Genomic DNA, 21,938 nt, shown 5'->3' on the forward strand with positions numbered 1-21,938 from the left:
CTGAATAGGTTGGCACGTTCTCCATACCGCAGGTATCCATTAGTACTAAGACGAAATGGCTCTCGCTAAGTGAGCAAAGTCCACTAGTCGAATCGGACGTGCACCATGAACTACTCTCTAATCTTGTATATTCATGTTTTTTTATTTTTTAAAATAATGTTCTACTTCATCTTCGAGTGCTTGAATATCATGTTTGACTTGCTCACCCATTTCATGGTTAGATTTTTCGATAGCTTCCATCGTATTTCTAGCCATCTTTCGAGCTTCATTCATAATGGAACGGCAACCTGCATCATCCGTTTCTTTCATTTTTTCATCATATTCTATATGAATTTTTCTTGTAAATTCATTGATGTCATGCATCAATGTCTCAAAATTTGAGCGGACCTTGATCTGTGTATTTTCAAAATAAGGCTTACGGTCATCAATCACCAGATTTAAAAGCATCATTTGATAATTTAAATCTGCTGCATTACGATCTCTTGACATCGTATTCTCATTAATACGAATAATGCGTCGCTGATTACTAGAGTCATTTGTATTTTCAAAATGACGTTGTTCTAAGCGATCCATGTTAAGTTGAATTGTTACTCGCATCAACACTTGTGAGATATGAAGATAATCATAAAACCATTTAATAAAATCGTCTTTTTGCTTATGAAGCATTTCGATAGATAAAGTGGTTGAATGACGTCTTTTTCCAGCTTGATATTCCGCAAAAGCAATAACTGCAGTTACAATTATTGCAAGACTTGAAAGAATCGTAAGTGAAGTAATCATACTCTTATTATACCACGAATGGCAAGCTAGCTCTTAACTTTGGCTACGTTAAATGATATAATCTGACTATGAAATTATATTTAGTCAGACATGGTGAAACGAGAAATATTCAGCAAAATTTGCTGATGGGTTGGTCAAAGAGTCCTCTCACTGACAGAGGAATTCAGCAGTCCGAAATTTTAGCTGACAAACTTTCGTCAGTAAAATTTGACTTGATTTTATCATCAGATTTACAAGGAACTAAGGAAACTGCAACGATAATTTCTAATAAAATAGGCGCCTTACTACTCTTTGAACCTTTATTACGTGAACGAGGCCTTGGAAAATTGGAAAATCAAACAAAAGAAAATCGAGATTGGGCACAACTTAATATAGAAAATGAAGAAAATCTTGCTTTAGGTATTGAATCTCTTACTTCTGTTCATGAACGTGCTAAAATGTTTTTAGAAAAACTTCCTCAACTTTTTCCTTCTGCTCAAAATATTCTCATTGTTTCTCACAATGGAATGATTAATCAATTTCAAAAGATTTGGGAGCCTACTCATGAATTTACTCCTTTTGAATTTCTCACTATTTTAGAAAAAAACTTATGAACCAATATTTTACTTACATTTTACAATGCTCAGATAAGACTCTCTACTGTGGCTATACCACTGATTTAGAAAAAAGACTTGCCACTCATAACTCTGGTAAAGGGGCGAAATACACAAAAACAAGATTGCCAGTTAAGCTGCTTGCCTCTGTTGATTTTGATAATAAAAATGATGCCATGTCTTGTGAATGGTGGTTTAAACATAAACTTGTTCGCAAACAAAAATTGTCACTTATCAAAAATGATTTAATCAAAGAAAAGTTTATTGAATACCTAGAACTCAAACAAAAGAAAAACATTCATTTAAAATGAATGTTTTTTATTATTATGGTTTTTTCTTTCGATAAGTAAAGTAAGAAAGGAGGCAAATCACTAGAGCAAAGACTGACAAAGTCCATGGATTAGTGACAATTTGCATGATGAAGATAATTGTTAAAGCAATAAGTACAACAAGTGTTGCCAACTTAACAAACCAATTCGTTACTTCTTTATGTTTAAAATATAAAACAAGAGCAGCAACTAAAAGGAGAATCCAAACGATTGTAATCGTAAATGAAATCGAACCAGCCACAAATTGCCAGAATCCATCACCCAAAATTGCTGACAAAAGTACACCAATAAACAAAACAAATGATGAAACTAAAATCGCATTCGTTGGGACTTGGTTTTTAGATAATTTGCCCAATCTTTGACCCACATAAGAATTTGAACCTTGAATGCGTGAATAGAGTGAGCGTGAAGTGGCATAAATTGCTGAGTTAACCGCTGAGAAAATTGCAATAACAATAATTACGAGAACGATTTTATCAGCATGTGGAATTCCTACTCGAGCAAAAATTGTAGCAAATGGACTTGCTGCATCTGGATTTGAAACTTCGCTCCATGGCAATAAATGCAAGAATAAAAAGATTGGAATAACATAAAAACTAATAATCCGAATTAAAACACCTCGAATAGCTCTCGGAATCGCTACTTTTGGATTTTCCGTTTCAGCAACTGTAATTGCTGCCAATTCAGAACCACCAAATGAGAAAATAACAACTAATAATGAAGTTAAAAATCCTGAAAAGCCATTAGGAGCAAAGCTTGGTGCTGTACTTTTAGTCGATACTTTTTGAGCGGTATCAGCAACAAAACCAAGATGAGCATCATTAATAACTAATAAATAAATTCCGAGTGCAATTAAAATTAAAATAACAGCGACTTTAATAAAGGCAAGCCAATATTCTGTTTCAGCAAAAGCTCTCACTGACCAGAGATTGATTGCTGTTCCAAGAACTGCTACAATCAGGGCGAAAACCCATAATGGCACTCCAGGAATTAGCATGGCAAGGAAAGTTGATACCCCTGCTTCTTCTGCAATTAGGACGGCCATCCAAGTTGCCCAGTAAACCCAGTCCGCAAAATGCGCCCAGTGGTCCCCAATAAAAGGAGCAACAACTCCGGCCATTCCAGCCTTATGTTCATCTTGATGGATGACCATTTTCCCAACACCATACATGACGACATAAAGTGTCAGTCCAGCTAAGATGTATGAGAGTAATACACTTGGCCCAGCCTGTGCAATGACTTTTCCAGAACCTAAAAAAAGTCCTGAACCAATCGCTCCCCCAAGTGAGAGCATAACAATGTGGCGAGTCTGTAAAGAAGACTTCAAGCCTGTAGAATTTTCCATAAAATTCCTCTTTTCTATTGTGTGAAAGCAAAGCTTTCTTTTATAAGTTCCCTTCCATTCATCTAGCAAAACCCTGCTTGGAGTCGGTCTTTACGATTAATTTTACTTTAGAGTCGAAAGAAAGGGTAAAAAAATTAAAAAAGAAAGACCAGATAGTTTTTACTATCCGGTCTTCTTTGAATCCCGGCGCAGAAACTTGAGTATACTCAAAAGTTGTATCTACGCCAATTGCATAAACACAAACTATCTGCACCAAAAATAAAAGACTGTAGATTGTTGTGTTTTCATGCGGACTCCTTTTCTTAATTTTTTATAATTATACTTTTTTATTGACAATAATGCAAGGCTCAGCCTAAAAAAATGCTGACAGAAATTTTTTAACTCTGTCAGTCATTTTAAGATAGTCTAATATTTCTGTCATAGGATAGCTGTGACTGCTTTAGCAGTTTACAGATATGCTAATATTTCTGTCAGTAACTTTTCATTTTAACATTTGGTCAATGATTTCGTGGGATTTTAGAATATTTTCTTGTTTAAGTTCTGTCAGTAATTCTTGACGATTTTGACCATCAAATTTTTCAACCGCTAGAACCATGGCAGAAATGATTTCATCAAAACCACGATTGTATGTCGCACTTTGCCAACCACTTATTCCAAATTTTTGACGATCAATTCCTGTAAATTTTTCAAGTTCGCACAGTTCTGACAAGCGAAGGCTTTCTCTAGGACTTTCTACTGTAAATTCTTCAGTAAAGGCACCAGCTTCTAAGTTCATTGTGGCAATTCCACTCGTTGTCGCTGTTTCTAGCATAACAATGGCTCTTGTTAATTGCCCGTCTTGATTCTTCTTTAATGAATAATTGACTTCTAAAATCTCATCATCTAGCAAATAAATCAAGGTGTCCAGAGGGTGAATAAAAATATCGTACATTGAAAATGTAATTTTTTCACTGGCAGAATTTGCTAAATTTTTACTTACTTTCACCATATTTTTATCTGGGAGAGCTTTTAATTTAGCTGTTTGTGGTGCAAATCTGCGATTAAAAGCGACGACAAATAAAGTATTATTTTGGTCAGCAATTTTTTGCAATTCTTTTACTTCGGCTAATTTTTCTGAAACAGGTTTATCCATTAAAACAGGAACTCCCGCTGACAAATATCTTTTAGCTAACTCAAAATGTTGAGAAGTTGCCGCATGAATAATAACCAAATCCACAGTTTCTAGTGCTGACAAGTCCTCTGTCGCATATTCAAATTTATAATGTTTGCGAACTTCTTCAGCTTTTTCCCACTGACGAGAATACAAAATAAAACGATGGTCCGCCTGCATTTTCGCATAAACTGGTAAATAAGCCTTACTTGCAATATTTGATGTTGCCCCAATGACTCCAATAATCATACTTTTTCCGTTCTCCTTAACCTCTTATTATTTATTTTTTATGCGAATCGCCTGAATAAATTACAATGACCATTCCCTGATTGAATGAAACTTTCATTTGGTCACTGATAAATTCATTACTAGCATAGATTTGACTAAAATTATCCTCTGCTTTCAAAGGATATTTTGCTTCTTCAATGGCTAAACTATCCTTTGTTTCTACCTGAACAAATCCAACATATTGGTAAGTCGGCTTTCTTTTTAGTAAATGCTGACCAGGCAACAAGTAGGTCACCAAATTTTGTTGGTCAACTAAGGTCATTTTGGGAGCGAGGACTTGATATTTTGGTCGTGTTGCTAAATAAGCATTGGTCAGTAAATGGTCCAAACGTCCACCTAAAGCACCAGCAATTACAATTTCCGCATCAGCAAAATACTCTAAAACAAAATCTAAAGCCGCTTCTAAATCTGTCAAATCTTTTTCAGCAGGCAATTTAATCAATCTGTCAGTACTGACAGAAATTTTTTCAAGTTCAATTTTACTGACAGAATCAAAATCACCAATTGCCAGAGCCAATTGATAACCTTTTTCCACTAAAAATAGTGACCCTCTATCCACACCAATATATTTATCAAAACTTTCATTGGGTATAAAATCTGGCAAACCAGCCACAATCAATATTTTCATCTCTCATCCCCTGAGCCTGAAATCTTGCCATGGCTCAACCGACTCTCTAATTTCTCAATGTTTTCACTCGCAATTTGTTCAAGAGAAATTCCTAGATAACGTGCACTCGTTGCTACATACCAAAGAATATCACCAAGCTCCTGACCGATGGCCTTTTTATCATTGACTGACAGCTTTCCCTCTTGGTCGCGGATAACTTTTTTTACCTTGTCAGCCACTTCACCTGCTTCACCAGATAATCCCAAAACTTTATCCACAAATGCAAAATCTACTTCATTTTGACTCTCTATTTTTTTATTCAAATCAAATTTGATAATTGCTTTTTGGTAAGCATCTAAATCCATTTTCTCCCCTTTAAGATTACAAAATTACTTTTTAAATTTTTTTCTCATTTTCACTTCCATAAAAATATCAGCTAAAATTGCCAAAACCATTTCCTGATAATCTGCTTCATCAACCAAAGCATGACGTAAACAACCTTGTTCATAATAAAGGTCACAAAGTTGTCTAAAAAGTCTGTGGTATTGTGCCACTTCATCTGGCAATCCTCGCATATTTTCATAAGCCATGTTGACAAATAATAAAAGCATCACCTCTTCATCAAGATTTTCTGGTTTGATTAAATATGAACGATAAGCACTAATGACAAACTCTGCAATAAAATCGGCCACAAACTGCGAATCAAGATAATCATATTTATAAATCTCATAGGTCATCAAAGCTCTTTCAGCCATTCGCTCAGCCAACTGTCTTGTTGCCAAATCTATCATTGCTTCATATTCATCATCCGACCACTTCATCCGAGGTTCTTCATTATTTTTCATAAGTTAATTATATCACAGTCTTGCAAAGGCTATCATTCTCCAAATTTATTAATCATTTCATACAATATTCTTTTAAAACTAGCATTAAACCTCCTAAATAGTAAAAATAAAAAACCTCTTAAAATAGAGGTTTTTTATTAAGGTTGGATACGATTAATCATACGTGGGAATGGAATGGCTTCACGAATGTGTTCTGTCCCAGCGACAAAAGTGACCATACGTTCAAGACCAAGTCCGAAACCAGCATGAGGAACTGAACCAAATTTACGAAGTTCTAAATACCAATCATAATCTTTAGGATCTAAACCGAAATCAGCAATTTTCTTAAGTAACAAATCATAATCAGTTTCACGTTCTGAACCACCAATGATTTCACCATAACCTTCTGGAGCCAAAAGGTCAGCACACAAAACGCGTTCTGGGTTACCAGGGACTGGTTTCATGTAGAAAGCTTTGAAACTTGCAGGATAGTTGACGATAAATGTTGGAACACCATAGTAATTTGAAATCCATGTTTCATGAGGCGAACCGAAGTCATCCCCATGTTCTACATGCTCATAATCTGTATCTTCATCATTTTCGTGTGCTTGCAACAAATCAATAGCATCATCATAAGAAACACGTTTGAAAGGTGTATCAATATACTTTTGCAACATGCTTGTATCACGTTCAAGTGTTTCAAGAGCATAAGCAGCATTATCCAAAACACCTTGAATCAAAGCTTTCACATACGCTTCTTGAATATCCAATGATTCATCATGAGTAACAAATGGATATTCTGCATCCATCATCCAAAATTCTGTCAAATGACGACGAGTTTTTGATTTTTCCGCACGGAATACTGGCCCAAAGTCGAAAACACGTCCAAGAGCCATTGCTCCTGCTTCAAGATAAAGTTGTCCTGATTGCGACAAGAAAGCAGAATTACCAAAATAATCTGTTTCAAAGAGTTCTGTTGTGTTTTCAGCAGCATTTCCTGAAAGAATTGGGCTATCAAACTTAATGAAGCCATTTTTCGCAAAGAAATCATAACTTGCATAGATGATTGCATTACGCACTTGCATCATTGCCATTTGACGTTTTGAACGCAACCATAAATGGCGGTTATCAAGGAGGAATTCAACGCCGTGTTCTTTTGGTGTAATTGGATAATCATGTGATTGACCAATCACTTCCAAATCAGTCACATCAAGTTCATAACCAAATTTTGAACGTGAATCTTCTTTAACGACACCTGTCACATAAACTGAAGTTTCTTGTGAGAGATGTTTAATTTCATCAAATTTAGCTGTTCCTTCTTCTTCACCAAAGTTTTCAATCATATTTGGTTTGAAAACAACAGCTTGGAAAAATGCTGTTCCATCGCGAAGTTGAAGAAATTGAAGTTTTCCTTTACCTGATTTGTCAGCAACCCAAGCGCCGATTTTTACTGTTTCACCAACATGGTCTTTGACGTCGATGATTGAAATTAAGTCTTTCATAAATAAGTCCTTCTATATTTTAATTTTATAATTTTCAAATAATACTTTTAAAACTTTTCAAGCCAGATTTCTTTTAAAGTTTTTAAATCTTCTTTGAATTCTTTAGTGGTTTGGAGCTCATCTTTTTCTAATTCTTCAAGAACTTCCAATTCAAAATCAGCTGTTTTTGCTGCTTTTTCAATGGCATAAGGTAAGCCAATTCCCGTTTTTTTGGCAAATTCAAAACGATTTTTTACACCTGCTAAGTCTGGTGCTATATCAATATAGCGTTCATTCGTTTCGAGATTCTTATAAGCAACAACTGCTCCAACTTTTTTTGAAAGTTTATAGGCCGATTTTGCTTCTTTTTTATCGATCATTCATTCATCCAATCTTTTAAACGTGCCACTGCAACTTCTAAATTTTCAAGGCTTGTTGCATAGCTCAAGCGCACATTTTCCGGCGAACCAAAACCTGCTCCTGTAACCAAGGCTACACCTGCTTCTTCAAGAATAGCAGTTGTAAAATCAGTCACATCACTATAGCCTTTCATCGCCATTGCCTGAGTCACTTTCGGGAATAAATAGAAAGCACCATTTGGTTTTACAAGTTCAAATCCTGGAACCTCAGAAAGTTGACCATAAATGATATTTAAACGTTCTTCAAATGCTGCATGCATTATCTCAAAACTATTATCTCTTTCTTCAAAAGCTTCTATTGCTGCGTATTGAGCAACAGCAGTTGGATTAGAAGTCGTTTGGCTCGCAATCTTAGTCATCGCAGAAATAATTTCTGGGTCACCTACAGCTAGCCCAATCCGCCAACCAGTCATTGCAAATGTTTTAGAAACACCATTAATCACTGTCGTTCTTTTCCGAATTTCATCAGATAGACTTGAAATTGCTGTAAATTCCGCTCCATTATAAACTAAGCGATGATAAATATCATCTGCCAAAATTAATAAATCATGAGCGACAGCCCAATCTCCAATGGCTGTTAATTCCTCTTTAGAATAAATCATTCCTGTTGGATTAGAAGGTGAATTGAGTAATAAAATTTTGCTTTTACTTGTTCTTGCTTCTTCTAATTGCTCAACTGTAACTTTGAAATTATTTTCTTGCTTGGCTTCTACAATTACCGGATTTCCTCCAGCCATTTTCACTTGGTCAACATAAGAAACCCAGTAAGGAGCAGGAATGATTACCTCATCGTTAGGGTCAACAGTTGCCATAAAGTAAGCATAAAGAGCAAACTTTGCTCCAGCTGTAATCAATATTTCATTTGGTTGAATTTCATAATTATAAAAACGCGTCCAATAATGTTGAACTGCATTTTTTAATTCTGGAAGTCCACCAGCTTGTGTATAAAAGCTCGCCTTACCATTATCGATTGCTTCAATAGCTGCTTGACCAATTATTCTTGGTGTTGAAAAGTCTGGCTGCCCAAGTGTCAGGTCAATAATATCTCGCCCTTGTGCTTTTAATGCTTTTGCGCGATTTGCCGCAGCAAGAGTGACGGACTCATCCATTTTTAATACAAAATCAGAATTTTTTTTCATATCAACTCTTTTCCTGACTCAAAGTCATAAACTTTAAAACCATTGCTATTATTTACTTCCCAAGCCGGCTTCCCTTTGTAAAGCGCTAAGACAACTGATTTCGTATCTTTTGTCGTTAAGCTTGCTGGTGAAACCCCTTGCGATAATTTAACTTCTTTAATTTTACCAGATTTTTTTGGAATTAGAATTCCAATTTCTTGATTCGCTTTATTAAGGCCAACAATTGAATAAGTCACGGTGTCAGTTGCAGCAATATCAAATCCTGTCGCTTTAACTAAATCTGTTTTTTCTGTGGCAATGTCAATCGCTTGCGCTCGAACGGAATGATAGGGATTTAGACTCTTCCAAAAGAAAAGACTGATAGACAAATAAATGGCTAAAATTATCACTAAAATTCCAATTATAATTTGCGAATGTCGAGTCATTTTTCGCTTTTTCATATTTTTCTTCTTTCAAAATTTGAGAAAATCTTTTTTCAAAGATTATTTGAAGGCTTATTAGTAAAATTTCTCATGATTAGGAAAAAATAATTTGTCCAATTTCCCATTTTAAGTTTTTGCTTAAACATGTTTTATTATATCAAAAAATTCTTGATTTCGCTGATTGTGTCTAGTAAATTCAGCATTTTTACAGGTAAAGTTTCTGAAAGATTTTTTCGCATTCTTTTGGCGTAAGATTTCCCTGCAAGTCTTTTATCTAATACGACAATACTTGAGTACTGATTTTTACGACGATTTACCCGACCAATGGCCTGCCGTAATTTTAAAGTTGCCATTGGAACATTAAAATCATAGAAAGGATTTTCAAACTTTTGAGCATATTTTTTAGTTAAAATATCATCAGGCGTTGCAAAAGGAAGTCTTGGAATAACAAGAATCACTTGATTTTGCTTATCAAAATCGACTCCCTCCCAAAAAGAACCCAAACCTAATAAAATTTTTCCTTCACCTTTATCAAATTTTTTCTTGATTTGGGCTGGACTCCCATTAATATCTTGTGCTAAAATCTCAAACCCTTCAGCAGATAATTTCTCAGCAACAAAAGTCAAAGCCATTTTTGAAGTAAATAAGACCACCATTGGCAAATTCAATTTTGAAAGTTCTCCAATTGAATTTGCTGTGTAATCTGCATAATCAATTAAGCTTAGATTTTTGATATTAGGCGCATCTGTCACCGTCAGCAATTGCTGATTAGTGGCTTGATTTCCTTCAATTTTGAAAAAGCGATAGTCTGTAAAACCAAGTAAGTCAGGAAATGACGGTTTGTCTTTAGATAATGACAATGTCGCTCCCAACATAAAAAGTTTGGTATTTTTAGGAATCAATCGTTCAAAATTATAAAAATCTTGGTCACTCGCATAAAGCATCCCATTTTCACGCCAGACAATTTGATTATCAGCTTCTAAAAGTGCTGACAGATTTCTCAAGCCAAGTTCATCAGCATCTATCTTTATTTTATTTAAATCAAGTTCTTTTTTATTAAGATGAAAAACTAGACTCTCTTGAAGCCTTTTGGTCAGCTGGGGATTTTCACTTGTTTCAGCATCAATTTTTATCAGTTCGTCAGTAATTTTTAAAGATTTTTGACCCGCATTTTCCATGATAGGAAATAATTGTTGAGCCTCATCAACAACAAGAACACGATTTTCCAAAAAAGTTTCAGGATAGTCAGCTAAACGTTCAATCAAATAGGCATGATTCACCACTTTAATTTCAGCCTGTTCAGCTTCTTTTTGGGCTTTCAACCAAAAATCCTGTTCATAATGAAGCTGTTTTGTATTGACATAGCCATCATGGCGAATGACTTCAAAATAGTCATCATTAGTCATGACTTTTGAAACTTCATCCAATTCGCCTGTTCTTGTTTCTGTCAACCAAATTAAAATTTTCATTTTAAAAATTTCAAAATTTTTGCCGTCAGTATTATTTAATAAAAGCTCAGAAAATTTTCTCAGAGAAATGTAATTTTTAGTCCCAACAATCTTGGCCATTTTTAATCCAAATGTTTTCCCAAGTTTTGGTGCCACATCATTTACTAATTGCTTTTGGAGAACTTTGGTTGCCGTTGAAACGACCAAACCTTTTCCTGAGGCCAAAACTGGCAGTAAATAACCATAAGTTTTTCCAAGTCCTGTCGGTGCCTCAATAAAACTTGCTTGTAAATGTGTAAGCTCTGTTTCCATTAAATGAGCTAATTTTTCTTGTTTTGAGCGAGAAGCCAAGCCCAATCTACTGATATTTTCTGAAAAATTTGCTGACAAGGCTGTCAGGGGACTTTTTTTACTGACAGAAGCCCTAAACTTACGCGTCGCAATATTATGAACCACTTTAAAGCCAGCTGGTCGAATTTTTGTTTTATCCAACTGCTCTTGTAAAAAAGTTTTACTTTCAAAAAGTAAATTGTCCGAATGTCTAAGCAACTCTTCCAAAACGCTTCTTGGTAACTTTTGGATTTTTGCTTCTATTTTCAGCAATAATTCAGCTGTCGCATAAGCATCCGAAACTGCGGCATGCGGATGGTCATGTGCTAAATCTAACTTTTCGCTCAATGATTCTAAACCATATTTTTCAAAAGTTGGATAAAAAACACGCGCCAAATCGACTGTATCGACACGCAACATTTCATTAAATTCCAAACCAGCATTAAGAAAACTTTTTTCTAAAAGTCCATAATCAAACCTAGCATTATGAGCAACAAAAACACTGTCTGTCAGTAATTCTCGCACTTTTGCAGCAACTTCTGAAAACTCAGGAGCCGTCTTTAACTGTTTATCTGACAAACCTGTCAGTTCACTAATCCTTGGAAGCAAAGGTTCATGTGGATTGACTTCAGTGGAAAAAGTTTCAACAATTTCTCCATCTTCAACAAGAACAATCCCAATCTGTATAATTTTATTTTCACTACTATGAGCATCGGTCGCTTCCAGATCCACCACAGCATATCGAGTCATATTTTTCACCTATTTCTTACAGTTTTCTTTAAGTTCATAAGTCATCAAAATTTGCTGACAGACTTTCAATAGAGAACTTCTATTTCTGTCAGTAATTTTTTCCACTATTTTAAAGAAATTCACTTCATCAATTATACCATAAACCATTTTTTAACAGTTTTCTTTTTACAAATTGACAAAATAAGAGTAAAATTAAAATATAGATAAAAACTTATGAAGGAGTCGCCTATGTTAGATAACTATAAGAAAATCCTTGTTGGTATTGATGGTTCGGTAGAAGCTACTAAAGCTTTTGACAAAGCAGTTGCAACAGCACTTCGTAACGATGCTGAACTCGTTATCGCTAACGTCATTGACCTTCGTGCCTTCCAATCTATCTCAGCCTATGATTCAGTTGTTGCTGATGATACACACAAAGGTGCTGAAAACCTCATTAATGACTTTGCTGACGAAGCAAAAAAAGCTGGCGTTAAAAAAGTCAAAACTCGTGTTGAATTTGGTTCTCCAAAAGTCATGCTTGGCCAAACTCTTCCAAAAGAAGAAGAAATTAGCCTCATTGTTCTTGGAGCAACTGGTCTTTCTTACATTGAACGTATCTTTATCGGTTCAGTGGCGGATTACATTATCAAAAATGCACCATGCGATGTCCTCGTCGTTCGTCAATAAAATAAAAAAAGCGGAGCCTCTTAAAGCTCCGTTTTTTTTATACCTCAAATACAATCTACACTCGTTTAACTTCTAAAATATGAGGAGTAATTTTATCCATTTCAATAATAGTAATTTTTAAATTATCAAATTCGAAAGTCTGTCCTACCTCAAGTGGCTCATTTTGCTCTAGTGAATAATTTGTAATAAACCCACTAATCGTTTTACTTAAATTATTTTGAGCCAAATCAATATTAAATAGTTCTTCAAATTCAGATAAAAGCAATTTACCATCTACCTGATAAGTAGTCGGAGAAAGCTTTACTACCAATTCTTTCTCATGATCTTCTTCATCCTGAATATCACCAACTAACTCTTCAAGAATATCTTCAATTGTCACAAGTCCACTTGTCCCACCATACTCGTCCAATAGAATAGCAAAATGTTTATGCTCTTTTTGCATCTCTGAGAGTAATAACTTTACGGGAATAGTATCAATAAATATAATAGGTTCTTGCATGATTTTCTTTATTTCTTGACCGGGAGCAGTTAAATACTCTTTAATCAAATTTTGAAGCGTAACATAGCCTAAAATATCATCTTTAGTTTTAGCAATAATAGGGAAACGAGTGTGCCCTTTTTTAATCGCAAATTTTAAAGCTTCTTCAATCGAAACATCAACGGGAATCGTCTCCATATCTAATCTCGACACCATGATATCCTTAGCTATCAAATCATCAAATTCAAAGACATTGTTGAGATATTCGTACTCTTTTTCGTTGATTTCCCCTTTAATAAAACTTTGATTAGCAATTAAAATTAACTCTTCTTCTGAATGGATTTCATCACCTTCAGTAGCCAAACTTAAATTAAACAATTTACCAATTGAACTTGCTGAAGCATTTAATAACCACACAAAAGGATAGGTAAGTTTATAAAAATAATGGAGCGGAGCAGCAACCGTTAAAACAACTCCTTCAGTTTTTGTAATACTTAAAGATTTTGGAATAAGTTCTCCGATTACCACATGAACAAAAGTAATTAATAAAAAGGCTAAAATAATAGACAAGCTGTCTAATAACGCAGAAGGTAGAGGAACATAAGACAAGAGGGGAGCTAAAATACTATGCATCGTACTTTCACCTACCCACCCAATTGCCAACGAAGTCAAAGTGATTCCAAGTTGACAGGCACTTAAATAAGAATCAAGGTGATTGACGATATTAAGTGCTAATTTTGCCCTTTTATTATTTTCTTTTTCTAATGTTTCTAAACGACTTTTACGTATTTTTACCAGCGAAAATTCAGCCGCAACAAAAAATGCCGTAAGAAAAATCATTAAAACTATTATAAATAAATGTAAAATCACTATTTTTTCCTTAATTTCTCTCTATTATTTCTCGAATTTCTTTTTAGGATTGCTATACTTAAAACTAATATTTAAAAAATACTTCTTGAATTCAAAGAACGTAATGAATATCCCTCCTATTTACTCGATTAAATATTTATCAATTTAACTCTAAAATATCTTCCTCATTGACAATAGGAAAGTTTTTAAATTCCTTCTCATTTTTCAAGGATTCTGACAAACTTATTTTCCTGATTCTTTGATTACCATAAGTTGAAAAATAATAACTTAGAGTTTCTGAGCACATATATGCCGAATAACAAGTGAAATCACTTGCTCCATGCTCAGTTATAACAATTCCTTTTGGAATACTTACAGATTCTAATATATGATGACAAAGCGTAATAGCGGCTAATTCATTACTTGGTTTCTCAGCGTAGTTTTTTAAATAAGCTGTTCTAACAAATCTTGAAGGAGGCGTAAAATCTCCTGGAAAGCCAAAAGTACCTGAACCTTGACTAAATGGTTTTAATGTCTTTCCTAATAGTTCGATACTTTCTTTTTGATTAGGTGTAAAAGAAAGATAATTTCTTAAATTAGTTTCGTGCCATTGGTAATCTGGACTATTTGTCATCACTCCAATTGAATCTTTTATAATTGAAAGTCCACCTTGCCTTGGTTCAATAATCAAACTTTGACCACTAGAATCAGAAAAAATAAAATGTAAAGGAGGCGTAAGACCTAAGGTTGGATTAGTATCATTAATAATAACAAATTTCTTATCAAAGAAATCAATGATTTCTTCTAAATTACTCGCTTGAGTGAGGACCGTTGGAATAACCATATCAGGTGAAATTCCCTTTTGATTTTTTTTGATATTCTCACTATAGTCAGCATAGCCTGGGAAATACAAAGTCGCACCCATTAACCCTTTTTCATTGATTCCATCAAAGAGTACTGGATGCCCCTCTTCCATCGCACCCATCCCTAAACAAGCATAGGATGTTTCAATTGTCTCTTCATTAGAGTGGGCAATTCCTATCTCCTTGTTTCTTGGAATAAAAAGAATTTGTTCCGCCATTTCTATTTGAAAATCCATTGTACGAGAAAGAAAATGTTTATTATCTTGACTCTCTAGTGTAAAACTACTACATCCAATCATCTTTTGTACCTCCAATGTATTCTATTAACTTAATTATACATCAATTAGCAAAAGAGTTCAAAATCACTTTTTTATGATTTATAATTTAAATAGAGGCTTTGAAAATGCTCGATATAATCCTTCTCAAGTGAGAGTCCTTCACTTAAGTAGCCCTCAAAAGAACCAAAATTTTCATTCATTATTTCTCTGGCATGAAATAAATAGTTCTTATCCACAGTAAGAGCAATCTGTAATCCCTCAATTTGGTCTTCAGTGAGTTTTTCTTTTAATGAATTGATAATTTCTTGATTCACCTCTTTGCGAGCAATATTCGTTTTGAGATAATCCTTCATAATCTCCTCATCAGAAGCTCCTGCCAGTCTTAAAAGCAAGGCAGCCGCAAATCCAGTTCTATCTTTTCCAGCAAAACAATGAAAATAAACAGCTTGTTTTTGCTCTAAAAGATCCAGTAAAAAAGCTCGATATCCTTCTAAAGCAGACTTACTGATGACGATACTTTCATAAGTTTTCATCATCGCCTCACTAATATCTGTGGCATTAATAATCATATCCTGTAAAGAGCCATTATTTCCTGAAGTTTCAGAAGCTAAAATATCTATATTTTCATATTTAATTCCTTTGAGTTCAACATCTGGTTGAGTAGTGACCTCTTCTTGCCCCCTAAAATCATAAATTTTCCCAATTTGGAATTTATTCGTAAGAATTTTTTTATCCTCAGCTGTTAAATCGGTCAACTGACCTCCTCTAAAAAATATATTCTTTTTTAGTCCGGATTCTTTTGAGTTTTGTGCCTGAATATCTCTAAAATTTACTAGCATATTGCCTCCTCGATTAATTATTAGTTAGGCTTATTATAGCATTTTTAAATTAATTAATTTTTAAATTCATAAGTTCAAATCTTAAAAATCATCAAACAAAAGAAGCTCAAATCATAAATTTGAGCTTCTTTGACTTTAGAATTGCGAAAACTAAAGTGAGGGTATTTTTACAAAAAACTTGTAAACAAAAGTTAAATAAAACTATTTGGTGGCTAACTTATCAGAAGAAACACCAATTTCTGACCAAGTATTCATTGCACCATAGTCAAGCGTCATCCCAACTACACGTTTGTTTACTGGTGTGTAGTTCAAAGTATAGTTTGTTGGAACAACATAAGCTTTTTTATTCATATCTTCTTGATATTTAACGAAAGCTGCTTTACGGTAAGTTGGATTTTCAGACTTGGCAGAATCAATATCATTTAAATCCTTAGTGATTTCTGAATCATTAAAGTGACCAAAGTTATAAGGTGCTGCTGCTGAGAACAAATCTTGTTGCGAAGGTTCTGATGACAATGACCAAGCACCGTCAGTGATATCCCAGTCATTTGCTCCTGGAGGAGTGGTCATATGATCAACCCAAGAATTAAATTCCATCAATTTACCATTGTAAAGACTAACTTTCACCCCAATTTTCTTCCATTGTTGGATGTAGTTTTGAGCAATGGTTTCAGAGTTTGCATCACCTACACGAGCCGCATAAACCAGCGATAATTCTTTTCCATCTTTTTCACGGTAGCCTGTAGATTTATTCAATTTCCATCCATCTTCATCCAAAAGTTTATTCGCTTTATCAAGGTCTTGTTTTTCATATCCTTTAACTGATGGACTCGTAAATTGCTTAAAGATTGGCGGAATCAAACTATTTGCAGGAGTTGAAAGTCCGTTTGAGAACTTATTATCCACTTCTGCGACATTACGGGCATAACCAATGGCTTGACGAACATTTTGATCTTGCAATGGCGTTTTACGGTCTTGGACACTAATTGAATTTTTAGTATCATAATGTCCAAGATTATAGTACATCAAGGAAATATATAGTGCTTGTTGTCCTAAAACCTTGTATCCCTTTAAGTTTTTTACTTGTTTATACTGACTATTAGCCATCGAATTGATAAAGTCGTATTTATGCGCAGAAAGGGCTGCGACTGATTTTGCGGTTGATACAATTTCATAAGTAATCGAATTTAGTTTTGGTTTTTTACCCCAATAGTAAGGATTTGGGACATATTTAATAGATTCACCGGCAACCACATTTTCCGGTTTAAAAGGCCCTGTAACTAATGGTTTCGTTGTCGTTTTTGGACTAGAAGCCAAATCTTTAGGAGCGACATCTTTCAAATATTGATAAGGCGCTACCGTTTCAAGGAAGTAACCATTTCCTGATTGTGTCATCCCTGGTTTCATTTCTTTAAATTGAACCTTGATGACTTTTCCGTTTTCACCATCAGGGAAAGTAATTCCTGAGATTGTTTTAGCTTTACCCGCATGATAATCACTCAAGCCAACAATATTTGCCAGAGAATCAGTCCAACGGTCGGAGCCATAAGCAGGATTAGCAATCGTTTCATAAGTGAACTCATAATCTTTAGCCGTTACTTCTGAGCCATCAGACCATTTCAAATCTTTACGAAGCGTAATCGTTGCTGTTTTTGCTTTTTGGTCTAGGCTGACATTAGCAGGTCCCCCATTGATAAATTTAAAGGAACTGTTAGTAAAGAAGAGAGCATCTTGACCTCCTCCAGGATTCGACATCACATTAAAAGTGGCATCATCAGAAAGTCCTGCCAACCATTCAGCTTTCATCGGAGAATCGCTTTGATAAGCGACTTTTAAATTTCCACCTTTGATTGCCTTGTCTGGATTTTGATAAGCAACGTCAAAGTTACCCGCTTTTAATTTTTTTGTACTTGTACTTGAGCTTTGGTTAGAGCCACAAGCACTTAGGAGGGCAGCTGCTAAAACTACACTACTTGCCAATAAAGTTACTTTTATTTTGTTCATCTTAGTTTCTCCAATAATTTCTTTTTATTTCTTACTTCAATATAATATTTAATTTATCATATCCATTTTTAATAGATAAACATTTTTATCACTCTTGAATGTTGTTTATCTTGTAGCTTGTCTTTGGTCAGCCACTCGTCTGAGCGCATTTCCGATAAAGATAATGGCAAGCACCACAATTAGGATGACCACTGTTGCTGGAACCCAAGTCCAAGGCTTATCAGTCATTGTCTCTGGATTAGTTGCTTCATTTATCATTGTCCCCAAAGATGGTGTCCCTGCTGGAAGTCCAAAACCTAAGAAAGAAAGCCCTGTTTCTAAACCAATATTTCCAGCAAAAACAAGCGTTGCTTCAGCAATGACTAAGGTGGACAAGTTGGGCCATATTTCCCGAAACATAATTTTAAAATCAGAGGTTCCCGAAGTTTTTGATGCTCGAACATAATCTCGATTGACTTCCGTCATTGTTCTTGCCCGAATTAAACGCGTTGTCCCTATCCAACTAAAAATACTGATAATCCCAATCAAAGACCAAGAATTAAACCGTGGGATGATAGTTACAAAAACAATAATGATCATCAATGATGGTAAAATCATAACAAAATCAGTGAAACGCATGAAGATTAAATCAAATCTCCCACCAAAGTAGCCCGTAATTACCCCTAATATATTTCCTACAACTAAAGTAATAAGTGTAACTGCAAAAGCGATATTGAAAGAGTTTCGTGCAGAAATCATTAACATCATGATGATATCTCGACCACCATTATCAGTTCCCAGTAAATGTCCATTTGTCAGTGGTGCAAGATACTGGTCCATAATATTAACATCAACATAATTTGATTGTTTTAAAAACATCGAGTAAATATAAACGATTAGAAAGACAGCAACTAGGAAAAGTGCTGAAATCAGTGCTAATTTGTCATTCTTTAGTTCTTCTTTGATTGAGTGAACTAATGATAAAGAATTTTTGTGTTTTTTTTCTGTCATTTTCACTCCTTATTGAATCCGAATTCGTGGGTCAACCATTGCCATGATAATATCCGACAGGAGGGCTCCAAGAAGTCCCAAAAAACCATTTAATAAAATCAAAGCCGTAATCATTGAATAATCTCGCCCAGTGATTGAAGTAATAAAAAGTTGTCCTAAGCCAGGATAGCCAAAAATTGTTTCAGCAAAGATTGCTCCTCCCAAGAGTCCAGTAATCACAAATCCAAAATTAGAAGCAATTGGTAATGAGGCATTTCTCAAAATATGACGTCTAAAAATCACTTTTTCCTTAACCCCTTTGGCTCGAGCCGTTCGTACATAATCTTGTGTTTGTTCATCTAAAATTCCTGAGCGGAAGTAAGTAAAGATTCCAACTGTTCCAAAGACCGCCAAACTAAATGCTGGAAGAATCATGTGATAAATCTTACTAAAGAAAACAGGAATTGTTCCCATCGCATTTGGACTTACCGTCCCACCTGTCGGAAACCAATTAAGACTATAACCAAAGATAAAGATAATCAAGAGATAGAATACGTAAGGTGGAATACCAAAAGTAATTGAATTATAGGTCAACCACAATTGGTCTTGCCATTTTCCTTCATTTCGAGCTGCAACTATCGACATTGGAATAGCAAATAAGTAAGTTAAAATAACTGACAAAAGTGACATCCAAAAAGTATTAACCGCTCTATGTCCAATGACAGTCATCACGGGCTCTTTGAGATTATAGGACATTCCTAAATTCCCATGTATGGCATTCCCTAGCCACCTGAGATACTGCTCCCACCAAGGGTCATATAAACCTGCTGCCCGTCTTAATGCTTCAACTTCATGTGGGTCGGTATGAGGACCAATCAACCCTGAAAAAGGATCACCAGGCATCAATTTAGCAAAGAAGAAAATAAGAATACTCAAGATAAATAATTGAGGAATCATCAATAAAATACGTCTAATAATTACTTTCCACATTTTCCCCTCCTTTTGGCAAAGCAGCCCAATGACTTTCACTTAATTTTTGTAAGGGCAAAGCGTGTCCGTCTTTATCATAAAAGTTTGCTTTTTTATCCTCAAAGTCTTGTTCAACTTTTAGACGGTTTTTCCGATTTTCCGCTCTTCTTGTAACATCAATCGAAGGGATAGCAGATAAGAGTCGTTTAGTATAAATGTGCTGTGGCTCATCAAAAATATCTCTTCGTGTTCCTTTTTCGACAATTCGACCGTTGTGCATGACTGCAATATTATCGGTCATATGGCGGACAACCCCTAAATCATGAGAAATAAAAAGAAATGCAATTCCCAAGTCTTTTTGAATGAGCTTCATGAAATTCAAAACCTGAGCTTGAACAGATAAGTCTAATGCCGAAACTGGTTCATCTGCCACAATTAACTTAGGATTAGTAGCAACTGCCCGTGCGATTCCAATTCTTTGTTGTTGACCTCCAGAAAATTGGAAAGGATACTGTTCTAAAGCTTGTTTAGGTAGTCCAACAATATCCAATAATTCATGAATCCGTTTATTTTCTGTCTTAGCATCTAATTTTTCAAAATTTCGAATAGGCTCCGCAATGATATCGTAAATTGTTTTCCGTGGATTCAAACTCGAAAATGCATCTTGAAAAATCATTTGAACATCTTTATTGTATTTGAGGTGGTTTCTTATCTTTTTTTTGCTGACATCTTGTCCTTTGTAAATCAATTGTCCTGATGTCATTTGTTCTAAACCAACAATTGTTTTGCCAATCGTTGATTTTCCAGAGCCAGATTCACCAACTAAACCGACAGTTTCTCCTTCATGAATTGTTAAATCTACTCCATCAACGGCTAAAACATTATCTGTCACTCGATTAAAGAAACCAGATCGAATAGGATAATAAACTTTTAAGTCCTTTAAATTAAGAATTTCGCTCACTTTTTATCCCCTTTCAATTTTTGAGCTGGAAATTCAAATTTTTCCCAAGCCTGACCTCGAACAAAATGATTTGGAGAAATTTCAGTCATTTTTTCCGAAATTACTTTTTGAGCTTCTTCTTTCATCCAAGGCACTCGAGCGAGAAATAAATCTTTGTCATACTCAATTTCTGACAGAGAAGGCACGGACCCTGGAATCACATATAAATCATCCGAAACTGTTTCGGCAGATGGATTTGAACGCAAAAGTGACCGGGTGTATGGATGTTTGGGATTTTGAAAAATCTCTTCAACAGAAGCTTTTTCGACGAGTTGTCCGGCATACATCACCGCCACTGTATCAGCAACTTCAGCAACAACCCCTAAATCATGAGTAATTAGAATAACCCCAGCATTCTTCTTCTTTTGTACTTCTAAAATCAAGTCTAAAATCTGAGCTTGAATGGTAACGTCTAAAGCAGTCGTTGGCTCATCAGCAATAATCAAATCTGGGTCATTGGCAATGGCTATTGCAATCATTACTCTTTGTCTCATCCCGCCTGAAAGTTGGTGAGGAAATTGATTAACGACTCTTTTAGGATTTGGAATTCCTACTTGTTCTAAAAGTTGAAAGCTTCTACTTTCATACTGATTTTCTGGATAAACATCATGCACGGCCAACATTTCCTTGATTTGCTGCCCAATTTTCATCAATGGATTAAGCGCAGTGAGTGGATTTTGAAAAATCATTCCAACTTTACTTCCTCGAATACTTGCCATGGAATCACCCGTTTTACCAATCACTTCTTCATCATCCAATAAAATGGAGCCTGTAATTTGAGTTTGATTTGGGTTATGTAATCCCATAACAGCAGTTGCAAAAGTTGACTTCCCAGAACCGGATTCCCCAACAATGGCTAAAACTTCACCACGTCTAAGCCTTAAATCAATATCATAAATTGCTTTTTGAAATTTACCAGCAATCCGAAAAGCAACACTCACTTGTTTTGTTTCCAAAATATTTTCACTTTCCACATTTACCTCCATTCTGTATTCTTATTTATACTCAATGTCTTTTATTGAAAACAAATTACTTTTGTTTCAAAACAAGAACTTACGGTATTATATTCTTTTTTATTAATTTTTGCAACAATTTAGTATATTCGGAATAAAAAAACA

At 34.9% G+C, this 21,938-nt stretch carries 23 protein-coding genes; 3 read left to right on the plus strand and 20 right to left on the minus strand.

All coding sequences use genetic code 11. From position 1 onward, the window contains the following. Positions 1 to 141: 141 nt before the first annotated feature. Positions 142 to 780 carry a hypothetical protein gene (locus ACRYLU_RS09015; protein ID WP_038601908.1) on the minus strand — a complete coding sequence of 213 codons (639 nt, stop codon included), beginning with the start codon at positions 778 to 780 and terminating at the stop codon, positions 142 to 144. 68 nt (positions 781 to 848) lie between these two features. On the opposite strand from ACRYLU_RS09015, the gene ACRYLU_RS09020 reads away from it, so the two are divergent. Next, positions 849 to 1,373: a histidine phosphatase family protein gene (locus ACRYLU_RS09020; protein WP_058205217.1), complete on the plus strand. Its 525-nt coding sequence runs from the start codon at positions 849 to 851 to the stop codon at positions 1,371 to 1,373. Beyond that, positions 1,370 to 1,684, plus strand: a complete 315-nt coding sequence (locus ACRYLU_RS09025) for a GIY-YIG nuclease family protein (RefSeq protein ID WP_010906152.1) — start codon at positions 1,370 to 1,372, stop codon at positions 1,682 to 1,684. The genes ACRYLU_RS09020 and ACRYLU_RS09025 overlap by 4 nt, the downstream gene beginning before the upstream one ends. Positions 1,685 to 1,697: 13 nt before the next feature. Here the strand turns inward: ACRYLU_RS09025 and ACRYLU_RS09030 are convergent, their stop codons facing one another. The 11 genes from ACRYLU_RS09030 to ACRYLU_RS09080 all read right to left on the minus strand — a co-directional run bounded on the left by ACRYLU_RS09030 (position 1,698) and on the right by ACRYLU_RS09080 (position 12,052). Continuing rightward, positions 1,698 to 3,047: an amino acid permease gene (locus ACRYLU_RS09030; RefSeq protein ID WP_445080889.1), complete on the minus strand. Its 1,350-nt coding sequence runs from the start codon at positions 3,045 to 3,047 to the stop codon at positions 1,698 to 1,700. Positions 3,048 to 3,528: 481 nt separating this feature from the next. Beyond that, complete coding sequence (locus tag ACRYLU_RS09035) at positions 3,529 to 4,446, minus strand: Gfo/Idh/MocA family protein (RefSeq protein ID WP_038601917.1); 918 nt, start codon at positions 4,444 to 4,446, stop codon at positions 3,529 to 3,531. A 31-nt stretch (positions 4,447 to 4,477) separates the two neighbouring features. Then, on the minus strand, positions 4,478 to 5,113 hold the full coding sequence (locus ACRYLU_RS09040; protein WP_038601920.1) for a thiamine diphosphokinase: 636 nt from the start codon (positions 5,111 to 5,113) through the stop codon (positions 4,478 to 4,480). Continuing rightward, entirely contained in the window at positions 5,110 to 5,457 is a 348-nt protein-coding gene (locus ACRYLU_RS09045) for a nucleoside triphosphate pyrophosphohydrolase family protein (protein WP_146978229.1), read from the minus strand. The genes ACRYLU_RS09040 and ACRYLU_RS09045 overlap by 4 nt, the downstream gene beginning before the upstream one ends. Positions 5,458 to 5,481: 24 nt before the next feature. Then, positions 5,482 to 5,937, minus strand: coding sequence for a hypothetical protein (locus ACRYLU_RS09050; protein ID WP_038601924.1), 456 nt, complete (start codon positions 5,935 to 5,937; stop codon positions 5,482 to 5,484). 137 nt (positions 5,938 to 6,074) lie between these two features. After that, positions 6,075 to 7,418, minus strand: a complete 1,344-nt coding sequence (gene asnS, locus ACRYLU_RS09055; RefSeq protein ID WP_012898402.1) for an asparagine--tRNA ligase — start codon at positions 7,416 to 7,418, stop codon at positions 6,075 to 6,077. Positions 7,419 to 7,465: 47 nt separating this feature from the next. Further along, positions 7,466 to 7,777 (minus strand): hypothetical protein, encoded by a 312-nt coding sequence (locus ACRYLU_RS09060; RefSeq protein ID WP_012898403.1) that lies wholly within the window; start codon positions 7,775 to 7,777, stop codon positions 7,466 to 7,468. Next, positions 7,774 to 8,955 carry a pyridoxal phosphate-dependent aminotransferase gene (locus ACRYLU_RS09065; RefSeq protein ID WP_098393275.1) on the minus strand — a complete coding sequence of 394 codons (1,182 nt, stop codon included), beginning with the start codon at positions 8,953 to 8,955 and terminating at the stop codon, positions 7,774 to 7,776. The genes ACRYLU_RS09060 and ACRYLU_RS09065 overlap by 4 nt, the downstream gene beginning before the upstream one ends. After that, positions 8,952 to 9,395 carry a cell wall elongation regulator TseB-like domain-containing protein gene (locus tag ACRYLU_RS09070; protein ID WP_003130291.1) on the minus strand — a complete coding sequence of 148 codons (444 nt, stop codon included), beginning with the start codon at positions 9,393 to 9,395 and terminating at the stop codon, positions 8,952 to 8,954. The genes ACRYLU_RS09065 and ACRYLU_RS09070 overlap by 4 nt, the downstream gene beginning before the upstream one ends. 134 nt (positions 9,396 to 9,529) lie before the next feature. Then, entirely contained in the window at positions 9,530 to 11,905 is a 2,376-nt protein-coding gene (locus ACRYLU_RS09075) for an ATP-dependent DNA helicase DinG (protein WP_445080890.1), read from the minus strand. Positions 11,906 to 11,914: 9 nt separating this feature from the next. Next, positions 11,915 to 12,052: a hypothetical protein gene (locus ACRYLU_RS09080; protein ID WP_003130287.1), complete on the minus strand. Its 138-nt coding sequence runs from the start codon at positions 12,050 to 12,052 to the stop codon at positions 11,915 to 11,917. A gap of 81 nt (positions 12,053 to 12,133) precedes the next feature. Between ACRYLU_RS09080 and ACRYLU_RS09085 the strand changes: the two genes are divergently transcribed. Further along, positions 12,134 to 12,571: a universal stress protein gene (locus ACRYLU_RS09085; protein WP_010906159.1), complete on the plus strand. Its 438-nt coding sequence runs from the start codon at positions 12,134 to 12,136 to the stop codon at positions 12,569 to 12,571. A gap of 55 nt (positions 12,572 to 12,626) precedes the next feature. On the opposite strand, the gene ACRYLU_RS09090 is transcribed toward ACRYLU_RS09085, so the two are convergent. The 8 genes from ACRYLU_RS09090 to oppD form a co-directional block, all read right to left on the minus strand. Further along, positions 12,627 to 13,919, minus strand: a complete 1,293-nt coding sequence (locus ACRYLU_RS09090) for a hemolysin family protein (protein ID WP_445080891.1) — start codon at positions 13,917 to 13,919, stop codon at positions 12,627 to 12,629. 139 nt (positions 13,920 to 14,058) lie between these two features. Further along, positions 14,059 to 15,060, minus strand: coding sequence for a choloylglycine hydrolase family protein (locus tag ACRYLU_RS09095; RefSeq protein ID WP_058205220.1), 1,002 nt, complete (start codon positions 15,058 to 15,060; stop codon positions 14,059 to 14,061). 71 nt (positions 15,061 to 15,131) lie between these two features. Continuing rightward, positions 15,132 to 15,878: a tyrosine-protein phosphatase gene (locus ACRYLU_RS09100; protein ID WP_012898406.1), complete on the minus strand. Its 747-nt coding sequence runs from the start codon at positions 15,876 to 15,878 to the stop codon at positions 15,132 to 15,134. 201 nt (positions 15,879 to 16,079) lie between these two features. Beyond that, positions 16,080 to 17,882: an oligopeptide ABC transporter substrate-binding protein gene (locus ACRYLU_RS09105; protein WP_445080892.1), complete on the minus strand. Its 1,803-nt coding sequence runs from the start codon at positions 17,880 to 17,882 to the stop codon at positions 16,080 to 16,082. Positions 17,883 to 17,987: 105 nt separating this feature from the next. After that, complete coding sequence (oppC, locus tag ACRYLU_RS09110) at positions 17,988 to 18,872, minus strand: murein tripeptide/oligopeptide ABC transporter permease OppC (RefSeq protein WP_014017416.1); 885 nt, start codon at positions 18,870 to 18,872, stop codon at positions 17,988 to 17,990. 9 nt (positions 18,873 to 18,881) lie between these two features. Beyond that, on the minus strand, positions 18,882 to 19,841 hold the full coding sequence (gene oppB / locus ACRYLU_RS09115) for a murein tripeptide/oligopeptide ABC transporter permease OppB (RefSeq protein ID WP_021722649.1): 960 nt from the start codon (positions 19,839 to 19,841) through the stop codon (positions 18,882 to 18,884). Continuing rightward, positions 19,822 to 20,781, minus strand: a complete 960-nt coding sequence (gene oppF, locus ACRYLU_RS09120; RefSeq protein WP_021468831.1) for a murein tripeptide/oligopeptide ABC transporter ATP-binding protein OppF — start codon at positions 20,779 to 20,781, stop codon at positions 19,822 to 19,824. Before oppF ends, oppB begins: the two co-directional genes overlap by 20 nt. Then, positions 20,778 to 21,794, minus strand: a complete 1,017-nt coding sequence (oppD, locus tag ACRYLU_RS09125; RefSeq protein WP_445080893.1) for a murein tripeptide/oligopeptide ABC transporter ATP-binding protein OppD — start codon at positions 21,792 to 21,794, stop codon at positions 20,778 to 20,780. The genes oppF and oppD overlap by 4 nt, the downstream gene beginning before the upstream one ends. Between the last annotated feature and the right edge of the window lie 144 nt (positions 21,795 to 21,938).

It is taken from the genome of Lactococcus sp. KTH0-1S (genome assembly GCF_052544945.1).